Here is an 18,094-nt window from a genome sequence, read left to right on the forward strand (position 1 = left end):
TGCCCTACAAGTATTACGGCAACCAGCAGGGCGTGCCGGATTACGGCTTCAAGGAAGAGTGACACGCCCCGCGCCGCGACGCGGATTGCCATGGCCGTGACGGTTCGGCCGTGACAGGATCCCGGCGACGGAGGGGGAAGACCGGATGAACGCGGCGGACTTCATGGCGCGGGCGATCGCGCTGTCGCGGCAAGCGCTCGAGACGGAGGGCGCCGCTCCCTACGGCGCCGTGGTGGTGCGAGCGGGCGAGATCGTCGGTGAAGGCCTCAACCACGTCCGCGCCCGCCACGACCCGACCTCGCACGGCGAGGTCGAGGCGATCCGCGACGCCTGCCGGCGCCTGGGCACGACGGACCTGTCCGATTGCGACCTCTACTCGTCCTGCGAGCCCTGCGCGATGTGCGTCGCCGCGATGTCGCTCGCCGGCATCCGCAAGCTCGTCTACGCCGCGTCCCTGTCCGACAGCGCGGAGACGCTCGGCCACGTCTCGCCCAAGGTTCGGACCCGCATCGACTCCGGCCTTCTCCGCCGCGAGGCCGGCCTTCCCCCGGGCGAGCGCCGGATGCCCTCCGAACAGATCGGCCGAGAGGCAGCGATGGCCGCGATGGAGAGCTGGGCGAAGGCGGTCGGCGGCGAAGCCCGGTAGCAGGCCCCTGGCCAGCATCCTGCGCGTCACGCGCGAGCGGCTGAGTAATCCCCACGTTTGTGTGATGCCGTGTGTCGGGACTCCCGACCCTGGTTCGTCCTCCGGACACAGGCCGGCCATCCGGGCCTGGGATTCCGGGCGCCCACGAGGCAGGATCGACGCCTCACGCCCGAAACCGAGAGGGAGCGCCCACATGACCTATATCGACGGCTTCGTCATTCCCGTCCCGACGGACAGGAAGGACGCCTATCGCGAACTGGCCGCCAGGGTAGCGCCGGTCTTCATGGAGCACGGCGCGACCCGGGTCGTGGAATACTGGGGCACCGACATTCCCGACGGCAAGGTCACCGATTTCCGCCGCGCCGTGTTGGCCGAGGCCGCCGAGACGGTCGTGTTCTCCTGGATCGTCTGGCCCTCGAAGGAGGCGCGCGATGCCGGCAACGCGAAGGTCATGGCCGACCCCCGCATGAAGCCAGACGGCGAGATGCCCTTCGACGGCAAGCGCATGATCTTCGGCGGCTTCGAACTCCTGCTCGATCACGGCTGAGCGCGGCACGCACGCACATCTCCGGCGATCGCGATCGACTGCGGCGTTCTGGGTTGCTTCGCTCCGCTCGCAAGGACGAAGGAGCGGCCCCGACCCCGTCAGAGCTTCGTCGTCGCCCGGGCGAGCAGGAGCCAGTCGGAGCCGCGCTTCTGCCAGACCATCAGGACGTGAAGGTTGGTGTCGGTCGTCCGGCCGTCCGTCGCGACCTGCTGACCGACCCAGTTGAAGCGCACGATCGCGGCATAGTCGACGATGCGAATGCTGGGATTGCGGTATTCGAGCTTGGTGAACCTGCTGCGGCCGGCGGTCGCGTTCGTGATGAACGCGGCCTTGTCCTCGACGCGCCCGTCCGAGTGGCTGTAGGTGAGCTCGGGCGCGCAGAGGGCGTCGAGCGCCTTCGGGTCGGCCGCCACCTGCGCGGCCCGGAAGGCCTCGACCCGCTGGGCGACCGCGTCGTCGGCCGGGGATGCGGCGCGCAAACCCGTGGCGGCCGAGACGGCGGCTGCCGCCAGCAAGACAGGGATCGTTCGACGGGTCGTAGTCATGTGATCCTCCCTCGTTCTTGGCCGCCACGGTAAGACGGCGGCGAGAGAGATGCCAGCGCACGTTCGCCGTCGCTGAGCGGGGTGCTCGTCGATCCTGTCGCAGGATGCTCTGCCGCGACATCGGACGGCCCGACGGCGGCCCGCCGCATCGTCCCGGTCTGCGGCTCCGTCCCGACCGCGCCTTGCGCCATGCGGCGTAGGGCGAACTCGTCGAAAGATGAGAGCAGAGTCTGTTCGCAAGGTGCCCCGAGAGGTCGCCCCGTTCGAGTCCTGAGCTGGCCGAAAGCGGCCACCCCGAATCTCCGGTCTCGGGCGAGCGCGTGATGTCCGGAGTTGGCGCAGGACCGACCAAGTCAGTCGGAATGCAAGTGACGCGGCACGAGGCGAAGCGTCTCGCGTCGCCACCAGCGCGCGAGCAGCATGAGGGAGACCGCCGCGAGCCCGATGGCGAGGCCGATCCAGAGACCGGTCCCGCCGAGCTTGCCCGGGAAGGCCAGCAGCAAGCCCGCGGGCGTTCCGATCCCCCAATATCCGAGCGCCGCATAGAGCATCGGCCGGCGCGTATCCTTGAGGCCGCGCAGCATGCCGGCACCGACGACCTGCGCCCCGTCGGCGAGCTGGAAGACGGCCGCGAAGAACAGGAACTGCACCGCGAGCGCGATCACCGGGCCGTTGCCCACGGCCGCGGGATCGAGGAAAGCGCCGACCAGCATCCCCGGCACGGCGACGAGCAGGAGCGCCGTCAGGCAGCCGAATCCCATGGCGACGCCGAACGCGGCCCAGCCGGCGATGCCCACGGCCGCCGGATCAGCGGCACCCAGGGCATGCCCGACCCGGATCGTCGCGGCCTGGCCGACCCCGAGCGGCACCATGAAGCAGAGCGCCGCGATCTGCAGCGCGATCGTATGCGCGGCGAGTTCGGTCGTCCCGATCACGCCCATGAGGAGGCCGGCGCCGCCGAAGAAGGCGACTTCGAAGGCGAGGGTCACGGCGATCGGCAGGCCGATGCGCCAGATCGACCGGAAGCGGTTCCAGTCCGGGCGCCAGAAGCGGCCGAAGAGGTGATAGCGACGGAACCGCCTGTCCGTCATCGCTACGGCGGAGAGCGCCGCGAAGGCGAGCGCGGCCGTGATGGTGGTCGCGATGCCGGCTCCGGCGAGGCCGAGGGCCGGCGCGCCGAGCCGGCCGAAGATCAGCATCCAGGCGAGAAGAAGGTTCACGGGCAGCGCGAGCAGGCCGATGGCGAGCCCCCAGCCCGGGCGGCCGAGCGCTGCCATGAACAGGCGCAGGACCACGAAAGCGAGATTCGGCAGCAGCGCCCATTGCAGGGCGTGCAGATACCCGCCCGCCGCGGCGGCGAGCGTCGGCGTCTGGCCGAGGGTCCGGAGCAGCGTCTCCCCCTGGGAGAGGAAGAGCCAGGACGGAGCGCAGATGGCGATCGCGACCCACAATCCCTGCCGGACGCTGCGCCGGATGTCGCGCACGGAATGGCGGCAGCGGCCGTATTCGGCCGCGACGAGCGGCGAGACCGCGGTGACCAGACCGATCGCGCTGATCAGCACGGCATGGAAAAGGTTGGTCGCGAGCGCCGCGGCGGCCAGGGGCTCCGGCCCGAGCCGGCCGATCAGGACGAGGTCCATGGTCGCGAGCGCCGTCCCGGCGAGGTTCGACAGGATCATGGGCCAGGCGAGCGTCAGCGTCGCCGCCACCTCGCGCATCCAATCGGCCCGCAGCGCCGCCCGCCTGATCTCGCCTGCCGTTGCCTGATTCATGGGCAGCGTGTAGCCGTGCTGCCCGTCTGGTGCCAGGAGCGCCGGATTCCTCCGCTGTGAGGGCACCTTCGAAACGATTGCTGTCGCCGACGACGAGGGATGCGTGACCGCCGAGGAATGCCCCGTCCTCCCGGCCCGCTTCCCTCGTCGCACCGGCCGGAGGCGCTGGCGCGACAGCGCGAGGCGCTCGGCCGGCCGACCGCAGCCCGAAGCGGCAGGGCGACATGGTCGACCATGCCGCAGTCAGGAGACCGCGAAGCCCCGGCTCTCGGCCCGGCGAGGCCAGGCCTGACATGGGTGGCCCTACCGCAACAGGGCCGCCCAGGCCGGCAGGGTCACGAGCGCCGCCAAGTGTTGCAGCGTGATGGTCGCGGCCATCAGTCTCGCATCGCCGCCGAGCGCACGGGCCATGACATAGGCGGTGGTGGCGGTCGGCATCGCCATCACGAGCACCGCGACCGACGCCGCCTGCCCCTCCAGGCCGAAGGCCCAGGCGAGTGCCAGCGTCACGGCCGGCACGGCCACGAGTTTCTGCACAGTGATCGCGACCTGGGTCGCGGGCGCCTCGCGCAAGGATGCGAGGGACAGTCCGGCGCCGACGCAGAGAAGGCCGAGCGCCAGCGACGCCTGGCCGAGCGATCTCGCGAGCGGCCCGATTCCGGGCGGCATGCCGCCGGCTGCCGCGAAGGCGAAGCCGACGAGGCAGCCGAGCAGCAGCGGGTTCGAGACGACCTGGACCAGGATGCGGAGCGGCGACACGCGCCGCCCGTCGCTCACCACAAAGACGACGGCCAGGATGGTCTGCGCCCCGGTCACGACGAGACCTCCCACGACGCCGCCGAGGGCGAGCCCCTCCTCGCCGTAGAGGCCGGCCGAAATGCCGAGCGCGGTGTAGGTGTTGAACCGGATGCCACCCTGGACGATCGAGGTCATGGCGGCCCGGTCATGCCCGAACAGGCGGGAGATCCCGATCGCCGAGGCCGTCGCCAGGAGGAGCGTCAGCCAGAGGACCGTGCCCAGCGAAGCGAGCGGCAGGGTCGAGAGTTCGACCCGCGAGATGGAATGGGCGAGGAGCGCCGGAAGCAGGACCCAGAAGGTGAGCGTCTCGAGGCCGCGCCACACGGCGGCGTCCGTCAGCACGCGCGCACGCAGGATGCTCCCGAGCGCGATGAGGCCGAAAGTCGGCAGGAAGGCGTCGATCCAGGCCGTCATCGGGCCCGTGTGCCGCGCCCGGCTTCCCGGCTCAAGCGCATGGCCCGCATGGCCGCCCGGAGGTCGACGACGGCCCTCGCGCAGGCTATCGGCGGAGGATGCGCACGGCCGAGAGCGACATCATCATCGTCCCGGGATTGGGCGGCTCCGGCCCGGACCATTGGCAGACGCGCTGGCAGCTGAAGCTCTCGACCGCCCGCCGGGTCGAGCAGGAGGATTGGGACCGGCCCGATCCGGCGAGCTGGAGCGAGCGCATCGTCGAGGCCGTCGCCGCGAGCCGCCGGCCCGCGCTCATCGTGGCGCATAGCCTGGGCGTGGTGGCCGTCGCGCATGCGGCTCCGGCCTTTCCGGAGGGTATCGTCCGGGGCGCGTTCCTCGTCGCGATGCCGGATGTGGAGCGGCCCGACCTTCCGGCCCATCTCCATGCCTTCTCGCCGATCCCGCGCGATCCCCTGCCCTTCCCGTCCCTGCTGGTCGCCAGCCGCAACGATCCCTATGCCGATTATGCCCGGGCGGAAGACCTGTCCTATTCCTGGGGCGCCGCCCTCGTCGATGCGGGCGAGGTCGGCCATCTCAACGCGGAGAGCGGGTTCGGGCCATGGCCGGAGGGCCTGATGCGGCTGGCCGGCTTCATGAGACATCTCTGACCGGGTCTCATGCGGGACCAGCGGCGTGAAAGATGGCCGCATCTCCTACATCGGTTGCCGGCTATCCCGCCGCGAGCAGGGCATTCTGGGCTGCCTCGACCTCAGATACCCGCGATCCGGAGGCCGGAGCTGGGATGCGGCGGTGACCCGGATGGCGCGCTCGCTTCGCGTCTAGCGAGCGCAGATGCGAGCGCCCGTCCCGTCGCCGATCCAGCAGGCCCGATCCCCCTTCGACAGCCGATAAGGCCCCGGCAGCGACACGTTCCGGCCCGTACCGAAATCAGCGAAGACAGAGGCGATCCCGGGCTCGTCGACCTCGATCACATAGGTCGGCTTTCCCCTGGCCGAGATCCGGAAGCTGCCCTTGCCGTCGGTGGGCCGGAAGTCGCAGGCGTAGCGGCCCTCGTCGGTGGTCTCGCAGGTCGCGGGCCGGGCGGCGGCGACGCCGTGGCCGAGGACGAGCAGAGCGGCAGCCATCATGATCCTGATCGTCACGTCGACCTCCCGTTCGTGGGCCTCAATAGCGGATGATCGCCCTCAGGCCCGCCACGGTGGCGTTGCCGATCGGCCGGCCATACGGGTCGCGCGGATTGATCACCCCTCCGCCCGGACGGATGATGTATTGCAGGTCGGGCTGCAGCGTGATGCCGGGCGCGAGCACGGCCTGGTAGGTCGCCTCGAGCACCGCCTCGCCCGACCTGACCGGGACCGGCTGGCCGCCGAAAAGCGCGACGTCCCGGTCCAAGGCGGACGCGGCCCGGGAGATCCGGGACACGCCGAACCCGAAGCCCATCGTGTCGTTGGGCCGCCCTTCGAACAGGCCTTTGTAGGCGATACCGGCATCCAGGTAGAGATCGACGAGGTTCCGGTCCGACGGTGAAGCCGAGGCCCGCAGGAAGACGCTGGCGCCGTTATTCTGGTTGTCGGCCTCGCGATAGATGGTCTGGTCGATGATGCCGTAGACGCCGCTATTGCCGCGCAGCCGTCCCGCATTCCCGCTCGAGGACGGGTCGGCGCGTGAGAGCCCGTCCGCGTCGAAGCGCTGGCTGTCGAAGCGGGAGAGATGGTGCCAGCCGCCAAGGGTTACAGTTCCGGGCTCGCCAGGCGAGCCCTTCTCGGTGTTGTAGGCGTAGGCCGCCTCGCCGATGAGGAAGGCGGGGTCACGAAGCCGGAAGTCGGTGCCGCAGCAATTTCGTCGCTGCGGGTCGGGGACGTCCGACGTGGGGCCGGCCGGGTCGCCGTTGAACAGGCCGACCTGGAGTGACAGGCCTTTGGCCGGCAGGAATTTCGCCCGGATGCCGGGAGTCGCGAGCGGATAGCTCGGGCCGCCGCTCGGCAGGTTCACGCCCGTGATGTTCGGCCAGCCGAAGGTCGAGTTCACGAACAGGGTGGCGGTCTGGCTCACCAGGAATTCGGTATCGGCGGCAAGCTGACCGACACGGATCGAGAGCGCGTCGGCGAAAAGCTTCTGCTCGAACCAGATCTCGTAGAGTCGCGAGGCCGGAAGAGCCTCGATCGAACTCACGGTCAGGAGATTGCCGACGAACCGGCCAGAAAGCCCCTGGCCATGGATGAAATAGGCATTGGTGTGGAAGGTCGCCCCCTTCCAGCCGGCGAGCGTCTCGAGATCGGCGTCGAGCTGCAGGTCGAGCCGACCCGTATAGACGGCGCCGCGCCGAACCCCGCCGCGCGCATTGCCGAGCGTCTCGGCGATGTAGGTCGCGCTGTATTCGATCCCGCCCGACTTGAGGAAGGACCGCACCCCGCCCGGATCGCCGAGGGGCCCGAGCGCGTCCTGGATCGACGTCGTGAGATCGGCCGAGGGTCGCGACGAGGCCTCCGCTTCTGCCACCGCGGTCTGCGGGTCGCCGCCTGCGCCGGCTCCTCCGATGTCGTTCGCCGGGCCGGTCGCCGTCTGGCCGAGCGCTCCGCCCGCCTGCAGCACGCTTACGACGATCGCCGTCGCGCACCATCGTCCGCCGAGGCTGAGCGACGCGCCCAGCCACCCGGTCGACCAGTTCATCGAGGGCAGCCCTTTTCGCGCTCGACCTGCGCGATCACCGCCGCATTGGCACGCTCGACCCGGCTGAGCGGGACCGCCGCCATGTCATCGAAGCGGCAGCCCTCGTTGCCGAAATAGCTGATCGCCCGCGCCGTCCGAAAGCAATAACCCCTGTCCTTGAAGATCTGATTCCGCATGGCCCACAGGAACTCGCAATTCGGACCGCCGCGGAGATCGGCCGCGCGAAAGTCATCGCGCTCGGTGCACCCGAACACGTCGTAGCAGGCGGCCTCCGCCGCCGGGCTCCAGGCCAGCGCAAGGAGACGAGGGCAAAGGTCAACGAGCGTTTCAAGATTGCCACCGTTCCGTTTTTCAGGCGGCGCGATCCTGTCCGGCGCGAGCCGTTTGTCCAGAGCCACGGTGCGGTGCCGCACAATGTCGCCCGGCCTCTCGGGCGTTCCTCCGGGAACGTTGCTCCGGGACAACAGAAGCGGAGAGCCAGCGATCTCTCAGCCGGGGACAAATTCGCGGGGCTCCCGCACCGGCACGCCGAAGCCCGCCAGGCCGAGGAAGCCGTAATGACGGCCGAGTTCCTGGGCATCGGTCCTAAACCAGCCTGAGATCCAGGCGCGATACTCGGCCTCCGCGGCGGCAGCCGGCATGCTGCCACCGAGGATTCCGGACGCGAGATGCGCGGCCATCATGCCGGACATGACGGCCTTCAGCATGCCGTGCGACGACAGGGGGTCGAGGCGGGCGCCCGCGTCGCCGACCAGGAGCCAGCCCGGGCCGGCGGGCTCCCGCGAGAGCTGCCATGTCACGTCTGCCCCGCGAGCCGGACCCGTCGGCGTCAGCCCGGCCAGGATCGGGGGCGGCTGCCGGTCCGGCTCCGCGCCGACCCCGAGCCTCACCCAGCCGTAGAGCCCCGCGCCCACCCGGGCCGTCCAGGACCAGCCTCGCGGTGCGCTCTCGAGCCAGGGTGCCTCGTCGCGCTCCGGGCAGGTGCCCCGGGCATAGCCGTAGCGGGCGAAGAGCCGCGGGGAACAGATGGACGAGGCGAGACCGAGCTTCCGTTCCAGCCAGCGCGCGGAGGCGCTCGCGTCGATGAGGTAGCGGCATCGGACCGGGCCCGACCCGGTCGCAACCTGCCAGGTCCCGTCCGGATCGCGCGCGATCTCGCCGACCCGACAGGGTTGACGGATCTCGGCGCCGGCCTCCCGGGCGCGCTCCAGCAGGAGCGTGTCGAACGCGGCCCGGCCGACCTGGTAGCCGAGCCACGGACCCGCCTCGTCCCTCCCGAACGGCTCGAAACGCGGCTCGCCCGCCCAGCTGATCCAAATTCCGGGATGACGCGCGCCGACGACGTCAGCCAGCCGCCCAGCCAGTCCGAGTTGGCCCAGCAACGGCTCGATGCCGGGATGCAGCGACTCGCCGGGCCTTTCCCCCACGAAAACGTCGCGCTCGACGAGAACGACGCGAAGCCCCCGGGCAGCGCAGGAGATCGCAGCCGCGCTTCCGGCCGGTCCCCCGCCGACGATCAGGACGTCGGGATCGAGGCGTCGAGCTGCCACGCCCCGTCCCCCCGCTTCAGGAGGACCTGGCCTGATCCGACGAAGGCGACCGCCTGTTCCTTCAGCTCGACGAGGACGCTCGCCATGTCGCTCGGATGCCGTGTCTCCTGGCCGGGGCGGAAGACGTGGAAGCGGTAGCGGCGCTCACCCGCGAGCCGGGCCGACGTCGCTGCCTCGGCCGCGGCGAGTTCCGGATCCCCCGGCTCCGCCGCCCGGAAGGACAGGACGGCCCAGCCGGCCTTGTCCTTGATGGCGTCGATCACGGCCTGCCGGTCTTCCGGCGTAATCGCCCGGCCACCCGCCGGCGGCTCCGGATCGCGGAGCCCCAGCGCCCAATAGAGCGACGCCGTCGCCAGGACCCGGGCCTTGGTCTCCGGCAGGTCGATCTTGGCCAGCAGCAGGGCCGTCATCCGCTCGAGACCGGTCAGGTAGTCGACCCGGTTGATGTCCGGGTAGCGAACGCGGGCTCCGTCGCCGGCGGTCTCGAGACGGGGACCCCGCACCCCGTCCCAGGGCAGGTAACGTTCGCCCTCGACCGGCACGATCCCGAGTTCCACGTCGGTCAGCGGCACCACCGTCGGCCAGGGATAGTCGAAACCGGGCCCGCGCCGGAGGGGCGAGAAGGTGCGCGAGCTGTCGGGCGCGACCCCCGGCCAGTAGCTGCCGAGCGCGGCGCAGAGCTTCACGTCCTCGACGAAGGGCGTGCCGAGGCCGAAATTCTGCATGTAGGGCTGGAGCGTGTCGGGATCCCCGTAGCGCTGTCCGAGGCTCGTATCCCAGCCCGGATCGAAGATCCCGGGCGAGGCATCCGGCAATCCGGAATAGCGGTTCGTGCGGGCCGCCTTGGTCGCGAGCTCCGGCAGGGCGGGCGCGTCCGACGTCGTCCGGAGGGCGGGCTCCGCCCGAGCGGTCGGATGGGAAACGAGCGCCGTGATCGTCGTATCGTTGATGCTGAAGCCGAGCCCGAGATTGACGTTGCCGGCGAGCCGGCGCTCGGCCAGCGAGGTCGGCGGCACGGCCCAGAGCGCGCCGCGCAGCCGGGTCGGCACCTCGGTCTGCCACCAGATGCTGAGATCGCGCTGGCTGACATAGGGGAAGAAGTCCGGCGGCGCGATCATGCAATAGGCCGGAAGGCGCGTCTTCACCTCGCCTGCCAGCTGGGGGACGGTGGCCATCACGGCGCCATCGCCGGCATAGTCGATGAAATGCTGCGCGCGGTAGCCGCCCTTGGCGATGATCTCCATCAGCTCGGGGTGAGCGCTGAGATTTTCCAAGGTGCCGTCGGGCCGGACCCGATGCCGGATGCTGATATATTCGGGCGCGGGCCGGTCGGTCGTCGGGCCGAGCCCGTGCATGTAGCTCGGCGCCGTCTCGGCCCCGCCCGGCAGCAGCTGGGCGGTCGAGAAATACATGACGCCGGGGCGTCGGACGAAATCGGGCGGCACCTCGAAGGTGAGCCACGTGTCCTGGTAGCGGGCCCGGATGGCGAGCGGGCTCGGCTTCGGCTCGATCACGCCGGCCGCCATGTCCGGCCGGCGCGAGAAATTCGCGATCGCCTCGTCCCGGATGATGAAGGGGAAGCGGTTGAGGTCCTCGCCGCCCCAGCTGCTCGGAAAGCCCTCGATCTCGAGATAGCGGTGGAAGCGGCGGAGCTTCTCGTTCTGCAGCGAGCGCGTGAGCTGTACGCGCAGGTCAAGCCCGGCCAGGCATTCCCGGCCGTCGAAGAGCTTGTGGAGCGGAACCCAGAAGCCGAGTTCGTCGTCGCCCTTCAGGAAGTCGCGCGGCAGGTAGGTAGCCTCGTCCCCGGAGAGCCGCACGGCCAGATAGGCCGCGAAACGCTGAGGAATCGTCCGGAAGCCGAAAGGCCGCGCGGGATCGAGCGGCTCGAAGGCCCGGGCCTTCGCGTCGTAGCGAGGCTCGAAGGTGCCCATCCGGGCGATGCCGGTGCGAGAGAAGCACAGGTCGGCGTGACGGCCCTGCGCGGATTCCGCGGCGCGCCGGTATTCCAGGCTGAACACGGCGATGGCGAGCGGATGGTCGCCGGCCCGGCGCCGGATGGCGTCGAGGCTCGGCGGCTCGGCGCCGTAGACGTAGTTCTCGACCGCCTCGATCTCGGACATCGTCGGGAAGCCCCCGAGAGGCCTGCCCGTCGCATCCGCGACGACCTCCGAGGAGGCGAGCGCGTGGTAGAGGAGGCTTGCGGCGGGCTGGCCCGGCTCGACGCCGCGGCGGCCGTCAGGCGTGAACTCGGCCAGCCCCGGAAGCGAGCGGTCGATGCGCGTCAAAGGTTTCGCGAGTTCGGCCCGAAGATCCCGGGCCAGGATGTCGAGCTCTCCTCCGGTCGCGGTCAGGAGGTAGCCGCGCCAGCCCTGAGGTCCGAGCCGGCGGCAGGCGGCCGTCACGCCGTCGATCAGTCGACGGGATGCCGGTGCGGCCACGGCCTCGAGACAGACACCGGTCGCAACACCGACTGCCGCGCCCTCGAGCAAGCCGCGCCGTGTCCACATGCTTCCCCCCAATCCTATGCAGACTGGGAGCAACTTAGATTCAAGCTTGACCATTCGCCGCGACGACATGACGCCGCAGCCTACTCACGTCAGCCGCCGAGTCCGGGCGGATCCGAGTCGGGGCGAGCGAAACGCCTCGCCTGTCGGGATCAGGCCCTGGACGCGGTCCGGGCCAGCGGCCGCGCGCGGATCGGCCGGCGCTCGACCAGAACCGACCGATGGCCGGCCGAGATCGACACGGTCCGGGGCGGCAGCTTGGGGACATGGGGCCGAACCTCTTCGACGGAGACGCCCATCAGGCCGGCCGCGATCTCGACCTGGCTGTCCGGGTCCGACGTCAGGCCCTGCGCGGCGCTGACCGCCTCGTCGATGGTCGGATATTCGCGTCGGACGCGAGGAGGAGGAAGGACCCGTTTGGGTTTCGCTTTCATGGCGCGACCGTCAATTCCTGGGTTCATGCTGCATTGCACCATAAGCGCGGCCGCTTGTCGAGATCCGTCCTGACCTGAGGCCGTGTTTACTGCTACGTCGAAACAGGCAGGTGACGACCCAGATGCACGACGGCTATTTCGAGACGCTGACGCTCGAGGCCATGAGCCCCGACCAGAGACGGGTGGCGGACCGGATCCTGGCGGGGCCACGCGGGAGCCTGCAAGGACCGTTCCAGGCGCTGCTGCGATCTCCCGGTCTGGCCGATCCCGTGCAGCAGGTGGGCGAGCATATCCGCTTCAACTCCTCGGTCCCCCGGAAGCTCAACGAACTTGCGATCCTCGTGACCGCCCGGGCCTGGTCCTCGCAATTCGAGTGGTACGCGCATCACCGCATGGCGCTCGACGCCGGGCTCGATCCGGCCATCGCCGAGGCCGTCGCCGAGGGACGCCGACCCAACGGGATGTCTCCGGACGAGGCGCTGGTCCACAATTTCGCCCGCAGCCTGCTCGCGTCCGGCGGGGCGTCGCTCGAGATGACGGACGCGGTCCGGGAGCGGTTCGGCGAAGGCGGGCTGGTCGACCTCACCGGCGCGGTCGGGTTCTATTGCCTGATCTCGCTCGTCCTGAACGTGGCACGCGTCCCCGTCCCGGACGGAGTGGAGCCGCCGCTGAAGCCCCTCCCGAACCAGCCTCGGGGTCAGGGAGGCTGAACCGCTACTCGAGCCTCTCGTCGTTCCGGTTCAGCGACAAAGCCAGCTGAAAATGCGGATCGGCCTGGAGAACCTCTCGCCAGAGCTCCCCGAACCGCTCCCGCTCGGCCAGGAATCGGGCGCGTTTGCTGCCCCGGTCGAGCCCGCGCGACGCCGATTCGCGATGCCGCAGGACGGCATGGGGCGTGTAGATGTTCCTGAGACCCCGAGCCTGGAGCCGCAGGCAGAAATCCACGTCGTTGAAAGCCACCGCGAAGCTCTCGTCGAAGCCGCCCACCGCCACGAAATTGGCCCGTGAGACCGCCAGACAGGCAGCGGTGACCGCCGACACCTGGTGCCGGGATGCCCCCCGGCCAAGATGATCGAGCGCGCCGTCCGGCATCAGCCGGCCGAAATGTCCGGCATAACCGCCCCAGCCCACCACCACGCCGGCATGCTGGATCCGGCCATCCGGATAGAGGAGCTTCGCCCCGACCGCGCCGGTCCCGGGACGGCGCGCGAGCGAGACGAGTTCGGTCAGCCACCCGGGTTCCAGCACCTCGGTGTCGTTGTTCAGAAGCACGACGATGTCGGCCTCGACCTGGGCGACGGCCATGTTGACGATGCGGGAAAAGTTGAAGGCACCCGGCACCTGGAGGACCCGCAGCCCGGGTCGCTGCTGCAGGGCGGTCAGGTAGTCCAGCGTCGCGGACTCGCCGGAATCGTTGTCCGCAACGATGAGCTCGAAGGCGGGATGCACCGTGCGGGCGAGAACGCTCTCGACGGCGGGACGCAGGAGGTCGAGCCGGTCTCGGGTCGGCATGACGATCGCAACGGCCTCGGAACCGGGCGGATACGACACCTGAACGCGGCCGTGCGACGCAACGATCCGGCATTCCGGAGAGGTTTCGGCCAGATGCGCCTCGACGGCCGGCAGGATGTCCAGGTCTCGAACCTGCCTCTTGCGCGAAGGATCATGCTGGACCGCGACCCTGGCGAGATGCCCGGTGCGATCGCCGCGCAGCCGATCCGCCGCCCTCAGGAGCATGCGGCGCGAGAACGACACGTCCTCCGGATCGAGCCCCGCCGCGAGGGAGCGGGCCACGCCGGCCTCGACGAGGCAGAGTCCTTCGGGCTCCCGTCCGGACAGCAGGAATTCGGGACACCAACCGGCCTCCAGCCGCACCGCCGAGAGCTCGCCGGCAGCACCCGCGGTCGCGCTGTCCGTGGTCAGAAGCGCGAGACCCGGCCGGGCCCCGATTTCCGAGCGGAGCGCCAGCACGGCCCAATCCGGCAGACGATCGCCCGGCGACAGCCAGCCGAGCCAGAGAGACCCGGCCCCATCGAGCCAGCCTGGCAGGCCCGCCATGCCGCCCAGGCGGACGGCGACGCGCTCCGTCAAGCCGGCCAGCTTGGCCTGATCCTCGATCCGGGCGGCGCTTTCGGCCGTCTCCGCAAAGACGGTCAGCGACCAATGCGGGTCCGCCTGGCGGCCGAGCGAGGCGAGGGTCGGGGCGACATCGTCGCCCTCGCCGCGAACGAGCAGGAGGAAGCCGATCTTTGGTGCGACCTCGGGAGAGGATACGGGGTCGAAGGAACCGGCCTCCAACGGCCGCGACCGCGCCCTGGCAAAGCGATCGACACGGGACGGCGGCTCCTGCAGCAGAGCCATCCGGACATTGTTGACCCGGCCCCGCGTGGTTCGGATCAGCCCGGGGACGATCTCCTTCAGGAAGGCGAAGGGGTGTTTGGCCGCGAGTCGGAGGCGCATCAGCCAGTTCGGGACCGAGGAGATGCGCTCCATCCGGAACAGGGCTGCGTCCGGCAGGGCCGCCCAGATCTCGTAGCGGATCAGATCGCCCGGCATGAGCCCGACCCATCGCCCGCGACCGAAGATGGCCGCCGGAAGAATGGCATCGTGACGAGCGCCGTTGCTCCTCCAGACCCGCAGCATCGGCCGAACGGGCCGCCAGGCGAAGCTCTGAGCGTAGTCCAGGATCAACCATCGGCCCCGCAGGCCATCGGTCCCCTGGGCCTCGCTCACCTTCCGCATGGCGCGGGGAGGCTCGGCCGGTTCGTTCGGGCTCGAAACACCATCCGCAGCCGGGACGACCGGGGCTTCGGATCGCGTTCGGAGGTGAGGCGGACCACTCTCAGGAATCGAGAGCCTCCTCGTCACAGATCACCTGGCTCGTTTGCGCGGCCTCCCGCGTCCAATCCGGCGAGGTCGCGACAGGGCCGTGCGCCTCGCCTCCCGCGTGACGGAGAAACAGCCGCATGACGTGGCGAATGCCGGCCTCGTTCACGGAGCGGAGATCGTCGCGAAAATACCGTCCACCGGCCACGGGCGAGGTAATGATCTCGAAGGACGGGAAGTAGAACACCTCCGGCCGGGCGCGACACACCTCCTCGGCGGCCACCCGAAGGGCCGATTTCGAATAGGCGTTCGACACCATGACATGACGGTCCTCCATGGTGGCGACCATCGGAACCGGGGAGACGGTCAGGATCACCCGAGACGGCGGGTTCAGCTCGCGCAATCCGTCCACGAACCTAACGAGGTCATCGGTCATGGACGAGGCCGTCGCGTTCACGAAGGCGTAGCGGTCGCGATCCCAATCCCCCGCGACGACGCCCGGCGGGACGGGAAGCGCCGCGCCGTCGAGGCGGTCGGTCCAGCCTTCCGTCAGCCCGAGCGTGAAAACGAAGGTGTCGAGCGTCTCGAACAGGTCCCGCACGCAGGCCAGATGCATCTCGCGCGCGGCTTCGACCTCGGCCGGGCTGCCGTAGCCGGACGGCTCGACGGTGGGCCGGAACGGGTCGACGAAGCGTCCGTCCGGACGCTGCCAATGCGAGAGGGCCGGCCGGAACCGCCCGCGAGCCCGGTCAAGCAGCTGAACCAGATGGCGCGTCGTGTAGATATTGCCGTATCGGGCCGAGAAGAGGGTCCCCGCCTCGGGGGAGGCGGTCTCGGCACGGGCGGGCGGCGGCTCCGCCACATGATAGTGATAGCCGGAATCCTGCAGCACCCGGGCGACCTCCTGGGCGAAGCAGCTGCCGGCCGTCGCGATCTTCTCGGTGCGGGTCAGCTGGAAAGCGTCGGGCCGCGTGGGATCCAGCGCGAAGGGCGGGACACCGGCCACCGCCTTGCGCCAGTACCGCTCGGCCGGTAGCCTGGCATAGGGGTGATCCGCCATTCGTTCTCTCCAGATCGCGCCGCGGCTTTGGGGCGCGAGGTCCCTCCGCACCCGTCTTACCGACCTCGTCTCCCGTGGACCAGCCAGCTGGTTCTCGGACGGAAGACGGGCGGGGTCTCCCCGCATCGGGGTGATCGGCAACTGCCAGGCTTCCGCCGTGGGCCAGTCCCTCAGGCTCCTGCTGCCCGAGGCAGAGGTCACGTTCCAGAATATCTACAAGCTCTCGAACACACACGGGGGAATGGAGGCCTTCATCGTCGCCCATCGGGACTTCGACGTCATTCTGGCGTCCAGCATTCCCGCGAATAGCGGAAGTCCTTCCGATCCGACGCTCCTCGGCCCGACCCCTCGCACCGTTCTCCTGCCGAACATCTTCTTTCCCGCCTTCCACCCAGACCTCGTCTATGTCGGCGACGTCGACGGTCCGCCGCGCGGCCAGCTCGAATCGCCGGTCGGACCCTATCATTCTGCTCTCGCGCTCTACGGGTTTCGTCGCGGCGCTTCCGTCGAGGACACGCTGGGTCTGTTCCGACGGGAAGTTTACGCCCGGGTGGGCTACCTCGATGCCTGGCCCGGGGCCACGAAGGGTCTCTCCTGGCTCGCCGGCCAGGCCGGTTGGGAGATCGGCCCGGACTTGGCCCGCTGGTCTCGGCGAGGCGCCTTCATGCATTCCCCGAACCACCCCCGCATGTTCGTGGCGGCCGACATCGCGCGGAGCTTTCTCCGGAAGGCGGGCATCGCGTTCGACGATTTCGACATCGAGCCCTACCTGCATGACGAGCTCCTCGCCCAGGGCTCGTGGCCCGTCTATCCCGAGATCGGGGAGCTGTATGGGCTCGCGGGTGCCTACGTCTTCTTGCCGCGCTCGCGCCGCGGCAGACGGCAGCCCGAGCCGTTGACCCTGCGGAGATTCGTGGAAGGCAGCTTCGCCATCTACCGTCGGCGAAGCGCGTCCGACCTCGCCTGCGCGAGGGTCGAGGCCTGGCTCGTGGACGAGACGCTGGCCCGCGATCTCCGGGACCACCTCCACCGCTGACGGCGCTCCAGCCAGTGCCGGGCCGACGTCAGGCCATGTTGTTTCGGACGAGCGACACGAGCCCGCAGAGGATCAGCCACGAGACGAGACCGACCGCGAAGGTGACCCCGATATTCCACGCCCGACGCGGGTAGCGCGCCTCCTCGGCTGCGACCGGCCGGACGAAGCTCGTCAGGTAGATCTGCTTCGACAGACTTGCCGCGCGGGCACGCTCCAGCGCCGCCGTCGCCCCGCCATATTGCGATTCGGCGATCTGCCGCTCCAGATTCGCAGCCGAGAGGCGGGTCATGGACGCCGACAAGGTCGGACCTTCGACGGCCGTCTTGGAGCGGGTGAGCTCCGCCTGGAGCTGCTCGAGCTGGCGCTCCGCGGCCTGGATCTGGAGGCGCAAGTTCCGCATCTGGGGCGCATCGGGAGACACGGTCCCCTTCACGGAATCATATTGCTGCTGCATCTCCAAGAGGCGGGTCCGCACGTTCCCGATCACGGTCCCGGCCTTGCTCGCCTCCGTCGAGGCGTCGAGCAGACCTTCCTGGTTGCGGACGATCTCGAGCTCGGCCCGGACCGCCGCCAGGCGCTGGGCCGCCAGCCTCAGCTCGCGGTCGGCCTGCTCGACCGCGTCCCGGCGGCTGCGCTCATTCATGTCGTTGACGAGCTTCTCGCTGGCCGCAACCACGGCATCGACGACCTTGACCGCTTCCTCCGGCGTGAAGGCCCGCACCTGCAGCTCCACGATGCCGCCCGGCATATGGATCGAGGAATAGGACATTTTTTTCCAGTATTTGACGATTTTCTCGATCGGCTCCTCAGGGTCGAGGCGCGCGAAGTAATCCGCCTCGGGCCGGGCGTAGATGGCCTTCAGGTCGAGCTTGCCGGACAGGTCGTCCAGAAGGGCGCGGCTTTCGACGTAGTTCGTGACGACCTGCGTGTCCTGGATGATCTGGACCGAGGGGACGCCCGTCAGCGCCGTGAACGCATCGAGGCCGGCGGTGACGCCGCTTCGGACGGCGAAGCGGGCCTCCGCCACATACTGGTCGGAGGCGAGGAAGCTGAAATAGACCAGGGAGGCGAGCGTCGGGATCGCGACGAGCGCCAGGAAGCTCACAACGTTCGTGACCCGGACGAGCAGCCGGCCTCGTCGCGCCCGCAGGCTGTCGCCGGTGCCGCGACGCCCGCCGGTCGTGAAGCGGAGAACCCGCGCGGCCTCGGCCAGCTGGCGCGAGACGCGCTGGGCGCGTTCCTGCGGCGACAGCGCCTGAGGCGGCGTGATGACCGGTTCGGCGCTCATCGCC

17 protein-coding genes are annotated in these 18,094 nt (G+C 69.8%); 5 read left to right on the forward strand and 12 right to left on the reverse strand.

Annotated elements, in window-relative coordinates; all coding sequences use genetic code 11:
- Nucleotides 1-145: 145 nt before the first annotated feature.
- A complete protein-coding gene (locus ACFE87_RS00005) occupies nucleotides 146-646 on the forward strand; it encodes a nucleoside deaminase (RefSeq protein WP_375457545.1) in 501 nt (166 codons plus the stop codon).
- A gap of 193 nt (nucleotides 647-839) precedes the next feature.
- Nucleotides 840-1,193, forward strand: coding sequence for a DUF1428 domain-containing protein (locus ACFE87_RS00010; protein WP_375457546.1), 354 nt, complete (start codon nucleotides 840-842; stop codon nucleotides 1,191-1,193).
- A 98-nt stretch (nucleotides 1,194-1,291) separates the two neighbouring features.
- Here the strand turns inward: ACFE87_RS00010 and ACFE87_RS00015 are convergent, their stop codons facing one another.
- The 3 genes from ACFE87_RS00015 to ACFE87_RS00025 all read right to left on the reverse strand — a co-directional run bounded on the left by ACFE87_RS00015 (nucleotide 1,292) and on the right by ACFE87_RS00025 (nucleotide 4,722).
- The gene (locus ACFE87_RS00015; RefSeq protein ID WP_375457547.1) at nucleotides 1,292-1,738 is read right to left on the reverse strand and encodes a nuclear transport factor 2 family protein; all 447 of its coding nucleotides are present in this window, start codon (nucleotides 1,736-1,738) and stop codon (nucleotides 1,292-1,294) included.
- A 353-nt stretch (nucleotides 1,739-2,091) separates the two neighbouring features.
- Nucleotides 2,092-3,510 carry an MATE family efflux transporter gene (locus tag ACFE87_RS00020; protein ID WP_375457548.1) on the reverse strand — a complete coding sequence of 473 codons (1,419 nt, stop codon included), beginning with the start codon at nucleotides 3,508-3,510 and terminating at the stop codon, nucleotides 2,092-2,094.
- A 303-nt stretch (nucleotides 3,511-3,813) separates the two neighbouring features.
- A complete protein-coding gene (locus tag ACFE87_RS00025; RefSeq protein WP_375457549.1) occupies nucleotides 3,814-4,722 on the reverse strand; it encodes an AEC family transporter in 909 nt (302 codons plus the stop codon).
- 98 nt (nucleotides 4,723-4,820) lie between these two features.
- Here ACFE87_RS00025 and ACFE87_RS00030 point away from each other — a divergent pair, with 98 nt between their 5' ends.
- Nucleotides 4,821-5,369, forward strand: coding sequence for an RBBP9/YdeN family alpha/beta hydrolase (locus ACFE87_RS00030; protein ID WP_375457550.1), 549 nt, complete (start codon nucleotides 4,821-4,823; stop codon nucleotides 5,367-5,369).
- Nucleotides 5,370-5,540: 171 nt separating this feature from the next.
- On the opposite strand, the gene ACFE87_RS00035 is transcribed toward ACFE87_RS00030, so the two are convergent.
- The 6 genes from ACFE87_RS00035 to ACFE87_RS00060 all read right to left on the reverse strand — a co-directional run bounded on the left by ACFE87_RS00035 (nucleotide 5,541) and on the right by ACFE87_RS00060 (nucleotide 11,880).
- Nucleotides 5,541-5,864, reverse strand: a complete 324-nt coding sequence (locus ACFE87_RS00035) for a hypothetical protein (RefSeq protein ID WP_375457551.1) — start codon at nucleotides 5,862-5,864, stop codon at nucleotides 5,541-5,543.
- A gap of 22 nt (nucleotides 5,865-5,886) precedes the next feature.
- Nucleotides 5,887-7,392 carry a carbohydrate porin gene (locus ACFE87_RS00040; protein ID WP_375457552.1) on the reverse strand — a complete coding sequence of 502 codons (1,506 nt, stop codon included), beginning with the start codon at nucleotides 7,390-7,392 and terminating at the stop codon, nucleotides 5,887-5,889.
- Nucleotides 7,389-7,790: a YARHG domain-containing protein gene (locus ACFE87_RS00045; RefSeq protein ID WP_375457553.1), complete on the reverse strand. Its 402-nt coding sequence runs from the start codon at nucleotides 7,788-7,790 to the stop codon at nucleotides 7,389-7,391. Before ACFE87_RS00045 ends, ACFE87_RS00040 begins: the two co-directional genes overlap by 4 nt.
- Nucleotides 7,791-7,880: 90 nt before the next feature.
- A complete protein-coding gene (locus tag ACFE87_RS00050; protein ID WP_375457554.1) occupies nucleotides 7,881-8,942 on the reverse strand; it encodes an NAD(P)/FAD-dependent oxidoreductase in 1,062 nt (353 codons plus the stop codon).
- Nucleotides 8,909-11,449 (reverse strand): hypothetical protein, encoded by a 2,541-nt coding sequence (locus ACFE87_RS00055; RefSeq protein WP_375457555.1) that lies wholly within the window; start codon nucleotides 11,447-11,449, stop codon nucleotides 8,909-8,911. Before ACFE87_RS00055 ends, ACFE87_RS00050 begins: the two co-directional genes overlap by 34 nt.
- 149 nt (nucleotides 11,450-11,598) lie before the next feature.
- Complete coding sequence (locus tag ACFE87_RS00060) at nucleotides 11,599-11,880, reverse strand: hypothetical protein (RefSeq protein WP_375457556.1); 282 nt, start codon at nucleotides 11,878-11,880, stop codon at nucleotides 11,599-11,601.
- Nucleotides 11,881-11,990: 110 nt separating this feature from the next.
- Here ACFE87_RS00060 and ACFE87_RS00065 point away from each other — a divergent pair, with 110 nt between their 5' ends.
- Entirely contained in the window at nucleotides 11,991-12,590 is a 600-nt protein-coding gene (locus ACFE87_RS00065; RefSeq protein ID WP_375457557.1) for a carboxymuconolactone decarboxylase family protein, read from the forward strand.
- 4 nt (nucleotides 12,591-12,594) lie between these two features.
- Here ACFE87_RS00065 and ACFE87_RS00070 read toward each other — a convergent pair whose 3' ends face one another.
- Together ACFE87_RS00070 and ACFE87_RS00075 are read right to left on the reverse strand one after the other, a co-directional pair.
- On the reverse strand, nucleotides 12,595-14,622 hold the full coding sequence (locus ACFE87_RS00070) for a glycosyltransferase family 2 protein (RefSeq protein ID WP_375457558.1): 2,028 nt from the start codon (nucleotides 14,620-14,622) through the stop codon (nucleotides 12,595-12,597).
- 100 nt (nucleotides 14,623-14,722) lie between these two features.
- Complete coding sequence (locus tag ACFE87_RS00075) at nucleotides 14,723-15,766, reverse strand: GSCFA domain-containing protein (RefSeq protein ID WP_375457559.1); 1,044 nt, start codon at nucleotides 15,764-15,766, stop codon at nucleotides 14,723-14,725.
- Between the two features lie 130 nt (nucleotides 15,767-15,896).
- Here ACFE87_RS00075 and ACFE87_RS00080 point away from each other — a divergent pair, with 130 nt between their 5' ends.
- On the forward strand, nucleotides 15,897-16,802 hold the full coding sequence (locus ACFE87_RS00080) for a WcbI family polysaccharide biosynthesis putative acetyltransferase (RefSeq protein WP_375457560.1): 906 nt from the start codon (nucleotides 15,897-15,899) through the stop codon (nucleotides 16,800-16,802).
- Between the two features lie 28 nt (nucleotides 16,803-16,830).
- Here the strand turns inward: ACFE87_RS00080 and ACFE87_RS00085 are convergent, their stop codons facing one another.
- Complete coding sequence (locus ACFE87_RS00085) at nucleotides 16,831-18,090, reverse strand: lipopolysaccharide biosynthesis protein (protein WP_375457561.1); 1,260 nt, start codon at nucleotides 18,088-18,090, stop codon at nucleotides 16,831-16,833.
- Nucleotides 18,091-18,094 lie beyond the last annotated feature (4 nt).

This window comes from uncultured Enterovirga sp., from assembly GCF_964242715.1.
Lineage (GTDB): Bacteria > Pseudomonadota > Alphaproteobacteria > Rhizobiales > Beijerinckiaceae > Enterovirga.